General features: G+C 66.2%; 6 protein-coding genes. 1 reads left to right on the top strand and 5 read right to left on the bottom strand.

Annotation, left to right across the window (positions count from 1 at the left end):
* Window positions 1-37: 37 nt before the first annotated feature.
* From atpE to D183_RS0118380, 3 genes are all read right to left on the bottom strand, one after another.
* Window positions 38-337, bottom strand: coding sequence for a F0F1 ATP synthase subunit C (gene atpE / locus D183_RS0118390; protein ID WP_010340497.1), 300 nt, complete (start codon window positions 335-337; stop codon window positions 38-40).
* Between the two features lie 77 nt (window positions 338-414).
* Complete coding sequence (gene atpB / locus D183_RS0118385; protein ID WP_017910289.1) at window positions 415-1,209, bottom strand: F0F1 ATP synthase subunit A; 795 nt, start codon at window positions 1,207-1,209, stop codon at window positions 415-417.
* A gap of 26 nt (window positions 1,210-1,235) precedes the next feature.
* Window positions 1,236-1,601, bottom strand: a complete 366-nt coding sequence (locus D183_RS0118380) for an ATP synthase subunit I (RefSeq protein ID WP_026143249.1) — start codon at window positions 1,599-1,601, stop codon at window positions 1,236-1,238.
* Window positions 1,602-2,047: 446 nt separating this feature from the next.
* On the opposite strand from D183_RS0118380, the gene D183_RS0118375 reads away from it, so the two are divergent.
* Window positions 2,048-2,860, top strand: a complete 813-nt coding sequence (locus D183_RS0118375; RefSeq protein ID WP_017910287.1) for a hypothetical protein — start codon at window positions 2,048-2,050, stop codon at window positions 2,858-2,860.
* A 135-nt stretch (window positions 2,861-2,995) separates the two neighbouring features.
* Here D183_RS0118375 and D183_RS0118370 read toward each other — a convergent pair whose 3' ends face one another.
* Together D183_RS0118370 and lpdA are read right to left on the bottom strand one after the other, a co-directional pair.
* Window positions 2,996-3,283 carry a hypothetical protein gene (locus D183_RS0118370; RefSeq protein WP_017910286.1) on the bottom strand — a complete coding sequence of 96 codons (288 nt, stop codon included), beginning with the start codon at window positions 3,281-3,283 and terminating at the stop codon, window positions 2,996-2,998.
* A 61-nt stretch (window positions 3,284-3,344) separates the two neighbouring features.
* Window positions 3,345-4,878: dihydrolipoyl dehydrogenase (gene lpdA, locus D183_RS0118365; protein WP_017910285.1), on the bottom strand; the 1,534-nt coding region annotated here is incomplete at its 5' end.

Genomic DNA, 4,878 nt, shown 5'->3' with positions numbered 1-4,878 from the left:
CGCCCGCCGATGGCGACCGCACGCCGGTACGACGGGATCAACCGCCCTGCGGCAGACGCGCGACGAACTCGCCGATCATCGGGTTGGCGAACGCGAACAGCAGGCCGACCGCGACGCTGATGATGAACGCGGCGTCGATCAGGCCGGCGGTGATGAACATGCGGACCTGCAGCACCGGGATCAGTTCCGGCTGGCGCGCGGCCGATTCCAGGAACTTGCCGGCCATGATGGCCAGACCGAGGCCGGCGCCCAGCGCGGCCAGGCCGATCATGATGCCGACGGCGAGGACGGTGGAGCTCTGGACTTGGGCGAGGTTGGTCAGGACGGCGAAGTACATGGTTTTCTCCAGGAACAAAGTTGCTTGAGGATGGTGAATCGAACGAAGGGTTGCTTAGAACGCGTGAAACAGAAACGTCAGTGGCTGTCTTCCGCCAGGCTCAGGTACACGATGGACAGCATCATGAAAATGAACGCCTGCAGCGGAATCACCAGCAGGTGGAACAGCATCCAGCCGAAGCCGAACGCGCCGCCGGCCAGCGCACCGAGGATGCCGGCACCGCCCAGCACCCAGATCAGCAGGAATACGATCTCGCCGCCGAACATGTTGCCGAACAGTCGCATCGCCAGCGACACCGGCTTGCTCAGCCATTCGACGATATTGAGGATCAGGTTGAACGGCAGCATCCACTTGCCGAACGGCGCGGTGAGGAATTCCTTGGTCATCCCGCCCACGCCCTTGGAGCGCAGCGAGAAGAACAGCATCAGGAAGAACACGCTGATCGACATGCCCAGGGTGGCATTGACGTCGGCGGTGGGCACCGGCTTCCAGTAGTGCACGCCGACCCAGCCCAGCGGGATCGCGAGGAAGTCCGCCGGGATCATCTTGATGAGATTCATCAACAGGATCCAGAAGAACAGGGTGATCGCGATCGGGGTCACCAGCTTGCTGGTGCCGTGGTAGGTGTCCTTGGCCTGGCGGTCGACGAACTCCAGCATGATTTCCACGAACGCCTGCCACTTGCCGGGCACGCCCGCGGTGGCCTTGCGCGTGGCCAGCCAGAAGCCGAACACCATCAGCAGGCCCATCAGCAGCGACATCACCAGGGTGTCGACATGCAATTGCCAGAACCCGCCTTCCTGCACCTGGAAGGTGAGGTTGTGCAGATGGTGCTGGATGTAGGAGGTAGGGGTTTCTGCCTCGCCCGCCATGAGTCCTGAGCCTTTTCTTGATTCGATCAACGCCTGGCCAGAGCCAGAACCTGGAACATCAGCCCGACGGCGATACCCGCCAACAGGGCCAGAGGAGGCAACCGCCACCAGGCAAAGCCCAGCGCCAGCACCGCGAACACCAACACCCACTTCAGCACCATGGCCACGATCAACCGCGCCAGCGCCGAACCCGCCGCCTGCACGCCGCCATTGAGCGCGGTGCGTGCGGCCAGCCATCCCCCTGCCACGGTCGCCAGCCCGGTTGCGGCGGCGCCCATCGCGTATTTCGGTCCCAGCAGCAGGAACAGCAGGGACACCACGGCCACCGCCACCAGCGGGTAAATCGCTGCGCGCAGCATCAGCCGCCGACCCGCATCAACGGAGTTCAGCACAGAAAATCCTGCAATTGGTGGTGGATTGAGGACGTCTTCGCGTCCGTCGAGCCGCGGAATTATAGCAATGGGACAATTTGCGAGACAACCGCCAGGGGTCCTGGCCGCGTCCGAATGCCCATCCGCCCGTAGACGATAGCACGGCCACCGCCCGCCGCCGGCGCCGAATGCGGCGTTGCAGCACGCCTTTGCGGAGGAACTTTCTGTCCACTGCGCTGTCTGATCGGACAGGGACTGCGCCCATCCTCGTCGGCCCACAGCGCAGACCCACCGAGCCCCGGTCCTCCCGGGGCTCTTTTCGTTGCGCGTTCTGGGACGGGCGTGGCGGCCCGGGCCACCATACTTTCACGAATGGTGGACGCAAATTTAAGGATAGTGACGGCACGCGGTGGCCCAGCCATCGACGCCTCATCAAAAAAATCCCAAGACGACGGAGCTTGTCCCCCATGAAACACTTGCTTGCCCTGGCGCTGCCGTGCGCGCTCGCCGCCGCTTACGCCCTGCCCGCCCACGCCGAAGACGGCGACGACCGCTTCACCCTGCGCCTGGGCGCGATGAACGTCGACAACAACAACACCCTGCGCGGCAACACCGTCGTCAACGGCAATGCCATCTCCGGGTCGCAGGACTTCAAGCTGGGCGGCAAGGAGTGGGAGCCGCGCGTGGACGGCGTGTTCCGCATCAGCACCCGCCAGCGCCTGATCTTCGACTACTTCAAGTACGACAAGGACCGCCGCGAGGAGCTGGGCCAGGACGTCAGCTATGGCGGCGTCACCGTGCCGTCGGGCAGCTTCGTCAAGGGCCAACTGAAATATCAGGTCGCCAGCCTGGTGTACGACTACTCGGTGATCGATACGCCGCAGTTCAGCATGGGCCTGCAGCTCGGTGCCGAGTGGGCCAAGGTCAACGGCAAGGCCTATGCCGACCTGGGCCCGCTGTACACCGGCACCTTCGTCGACGAAAGCGACGACGGCGCCGCACCGGTGGTCGGCCTGCGCTTCACCGCGCACCCGAACGAACACTGGCTGTTCAATGTGCAGGGGCAGTACGTCAACACCAAGTGGGGCGATTTCAAGAAATACGACGGCGACCTGAGCCGCGCCAACGCCATCGCCGAGTATCGCTTCACCCGCAACTTCGGCATCTTTGCCGGCTACGACTGGTTCAAGCTCGACGTGGACCGCAAGGGCGGCAACGCCGCGATCGGCCTGAAGCAGGAGTTCAAGGGTCCGGTCGCGGGCGTGACCTTCGCGTTCTGATCTTTCGGGACCCGGAACCCGGGACCCGCGAGCAGTTCCATGCAGAACCCCGCAGCGATGCGGGGTTTTGTCGTTCAACGGGGTGCGCGGCAGATCGCAGACGCGGTGGCAGCGACTGCGGCAGCCGACACACGCTCACGGCGGCTTGGTCGCACCGGCCACCAGCAGGTGCTGGTGCGCCGTGCAGTAGCACTCGTCGTGCCAGCCGTAGTGCGGATCGGTGCAGATCGCGTGTTGCACCGTCGCCGGCAACGCCGCCACGTCGCTGCGCAGATCGCGCTTCAGCGAGACGAACACCGAGCCCGGATGCGGCCAGTCGGTCCGGCGCGGCGGCTCGGCGATGCGGTTGCCGCTGGCCAGTTCGCGCTGCAGCAGCGCCTGCAGTTCGGGACAAAGGGTGCCCTGCCCCATGGCGACCTCCATGCGTGGATTCACCACGGCCGCGACCGCACCGCACGCAGCGGCACGGTCGCGCCAGGCGGCGTCACTTCTTCTTCGGGATGTACAGGTCGGTGATGGTGCCGTCGTAGACCTCGGCGCTCATGCCGACCGATTCGCTCAGGGTCGGATGCGCGTGGATGGTGTGGCCGATGTCCTCGGCCTCCGCGCCCATCTCGATCGCCAGGCCGATCTCGGCCAGCAGGTCGCCGGCGTGCACGCCGACGATCGCGCCGCCGATGATGCGGTGCGTCTCCTCGTCGAAGATCAGCTTGGTGAAGCCCTCGGTGCGGCCGATGCCGATCGCGCGGCCGCTGGCCGCCCACGGGAACTTGGCCACGCCGACCTTCAGCCCCTTGGCCTTGGCCTCGGTCTCGGTGACGCCGACCCAGGCGATTTCCGGGTTGGTGTAGGCCACCGACGGGATCACCCGCGCCACCCACTCCTTCTTCTCGCCGGCGGCCACTTCCGCGGCCAGCTTGCCCTCGTGGGTGGCCTTGTGCGCCAGCATCGGGTTACCGACGATGTCGCCGATGGCGAAGATATGCGGCACGTTGGTGCGCATCTGCCGGTCGACCGGGATGAAACCGCGCTCGGTGACGTTGATGCCGGCCTTGTCGGCGCCGATCTTCTTGCCGTTGGGTGCGCGCCCCACCGCGACCAGCACGCGGTCGTAGGTGGTAGCGGCCAGCGCCGGCGTCTCGCCCGCGGTGGCGGCTTCGAAGGTCACGGTGATGCCCTTCTTGTCGGCCTTGACCTCGGCCGCCTTGGTCTTGAGATGGACCTCCACGCCCTGCTTCTTCAAGCGATCGGCCAGCGGCTTGACCAGGTCCTTGTCCGCGCCCGGCATCAGCTGGTCCATGAACTCGACCACCGTGACCTTGCTGCCCAGCGCGCTGTACACGGTGGCCATTTCCAGGCCGATGATGCCGCCGCCGACCACCAGCAGGGTCTTGGGGATCTCCTGCAGTTCCAGCGCGTCGGTGGAGTCCATCACCCGCTTGTCGTCCCACGGGAAATTCGGCAGCTTCACCGCCTGCGAGCCGGCGGCGACGATGCAGTGCTCGAAACGCAGCAGCTGGGTCTTGCCGTCGGCGCCGACGATCTCCAGCTCGTTCGGCGACACGAACGACGCCACGCCGGTGACGGTGCGCACCTTGCGCTGCTTGGCCATGCTGGCCAGGCCGCCGGTGAGCTTGCCGACCACCTTTTCCTTGTACTCGCGCAGCTTGTCCAAGGTGATCTTGGGCTTGCCGAAGTCCACGCCGAAATCGCCGGCATGGGCGACCTCGTCGATCACCGCGGCCGCGTGCAGCAGGGCCTTGGACGGGATGCAGCCGACGTTGAGGCAGACGCCGCCGAGGCTGGCGTAACGCTCGATCAGCACCGTGTCCAGGCCCAGGTCGGCGGCACGGAACGCGGCGGTGTAGCCGCCGGGGCCGGCGCCGAGCACCACCATCTTGCATTCGATGTCGGCGGGCTTGCCGCTGGACAGTGCCGGCTTGGGTGCCGGCGGCTCGGCCGGCGCGCGGTGCGACGGCGCCACCGGCGGCTTGCTGGCCGGCACCTCGGCCGGGGCC

The sequence above is a fragment of the Xanthomonas sp. SHU 199 genome (assembly GCF_000364665.1).
GTDB classification, from domain to species: Bacteria; Pseudomonadota; Gammaproteobacteria; order Xanthomonadales; family Xanthomonadaceae; genus Xanthomonas_A; species Xanthomonas_A sontii.
This window is presented reverse-complemented; position numbering and strand designations above follow the sequence as displayed.